Source organism: Brevundimonas sp. SL161, from assembly GCF_049896985.1.
GTDB lineage: Bacteria > Pseudomonadota > Alphaproteobacteria > Caulobacterales > Caulobacteraceae > Brevundimonas.
Window position 1 is genome coordinate 1 of record NZ_JAFCVJ010000089.1, and the last position, 737, is coordinate 737.

Annotated in this window: 1 pseudogene; it reads right to left on the minus strand. The window is 60.2% G+C overall.

Features of this window, described 5'->3' with window-relative positions:
* Positions 1–619 precede the first annotated feature (619 nt).
* A pseudogene (locus ACP7AU_RS17775) lies at positions 620–737 on the minus strand (IS5/IS1182 family transposase); the annotation flags it as partial.

The following is a 737-nucleotide window of genomic DNA, read 5'->3' on the forward strand; positions in this document are numbered from 1 at the left end:
GCTCTTGGCGAGGTCCAAACCAACTGTGCTAACCTGTCCCACGGACGCCTCCTTCGAGTGTTGTTCAACACCCTCACTCTGGCACACGATGCCGTCGGGGGGCGTCCACCCCATCACCCCGAACGGACCTGCACGATGTCCGCTTACGGCGCGTCCATCGAATGTCTGCAATCGGGCCTCAGGCTAAAGGCTGAACCCGACCCGTAGCGGACATCGCCTTTCCGCCGGACTATTGAGGCTGGTCAGTGGCCCCGGAACGGCGGGCGAGATTAATCGCAGATTTGCCAGCCAAGGCGAGACCAGCCAGTCCGATCAAAACCGCCCATGAAGAGCCGGAAACGATGGCGTAGGCGATTAGTCCAAGCCCAACCACGATAGCCACTGCGAAGGCCCAAGAGGGTGCTCTGTCAATCGTGCTCATCTGACAATCGTAGGTCGAGCATCTCACGGACGCAATGTCGGCTAACCACCCCATGCGGCGGTTCGGCAGATCCGCTTCCGGGACATGGCGGTGCGGTTCGGTTTCGGGCCTGATGCCAATGTCGCAATCCGACCCCTTGTCGACCGTGATGCCGCTTCAACACATTCGGCGCGGCAGTAACAGAGAACCCATGTAGGGCTAGGTGGTGTGGACAAAGTGTCTGATCCACAGTCGGATGGATGCGACGACGACGAAGCCGAGGAAGCTGTCGGCGGTCTTGTCGTATCGGGTAGCCAGTCGTCGGCTGTGTTTGAGC